Raw genomic sequence first — 407 nt, 5'->3', positions numbered from 1 at the left:
ATACGGCGGTGACGCCGCAATATTTGCAGGGGGTGACAGCGGAGCGTGAACTGTCACTTGTGAAGCAGATCGCGCTGGGCTCCATCCGTAACAAGCTGATTTTTATCCTGCCGGTGGCGCTGCTGCTGAATCACTTTTTGCCCGCGCTATTGCCAATTATCCTGATGGTGGGCGGCACCTATCTGGCTTTTGAGGGTGCGGAGAAGGTCTGGCACAAGCTTTCTGGCAAGCATGAAGACGACAAACCAGCGGTAGAAAAGGGACCGGAAGCTGAGAAAAAGATCGTGAGCGGCGCCGTTCGAACTGACCTGATTCTGTCTGCCGAAATCATGGTGATCGCGCTTGCCACGGTCTCCCATCAAGGGTTCTGGTCACAGCTAGTGAGCCTGGTGGTGGTGGCGTTTGTT

The 407-nt window shown here is 55.3% G+C and carries 1 protein-coding gene; it reads left to right on the top strand.

Annotated features, from left to right (window positions below; translation table 11 throughout):
- The coding region (locus KUC_RS02230) for a DUF808 family protein (protein WP_040479283.1) at positions 1–407 on the top strand (407 nt) is incomplete at both ends.

The sequence above is a fragment of the Vreelandella boliviensis LC1 genome (assembly GCF_000236035.1).
Lineage (GTDB): Bacteria > Pseudomonadota > Gammaproteobacteria > Pseudomonadales > Halomonadaceae > Vreelandella > Vreelandella boliviensis.
This window is presented reverse-complemented; position numbering and strand designations above follow the sequence as displayed.